The following is a 319-nucleotide window of genomic DNA, read 5'->3' on the forward strand; positions in this document are numbered from 1 at the left end:
TGGCACGCTTGATCCATGCGATCTGCTCTGTGCGCCCTCGGCGCGGCCGCCGCCCTGGTGCTGCTCCCGGCCGGCCATGCCCGTGCCGAAGGGCAGGAACCCGACCGCGACTTCACCATCGAGGACTCCCGCGTCACCGAGTCCAGCGGCCTCGCCGCCAGCCGGGCCCACCCGGGGATCTACTGGACGCACAACGACCAGGACGCCCCCCTGATCTACGGCATCGACTCCCGTACGGGAAAGACGGTGGCGACCCTGACCATGCAGGGCGTCGGCACGCCCCGCGACATGGAGGCCATCGCGGTCGGCCCGGACGGCG

The 319-nt window shown here is 72.1% G+C and carries 1 protein-coding gene; it reads left to right on the top strand.

Features of this window, described 5'->3' with window-relative positions; genetic code table 11:
* Nucleotides 1-15 precede the first annotated feature (15 nt).
* Nucleotides 16-319, top strand: a 304-nt coding sequence (locus tag OQ02_RS39715) for a hypothetical protein (protein WP_033443848.1), incomplete at its 3' end; no start/stop codon positions are given.

Origin of the sequence: Saccharothrix sp. NRRL B-16314 (assembly GCF_000716595.1) — a bacterium.
Taxonomy (GTDB): Bacteria; Actinomycetota; Actinomycetes; order Mycobacteriales; family Pseudonocardiaceae; genus Actinosynnema.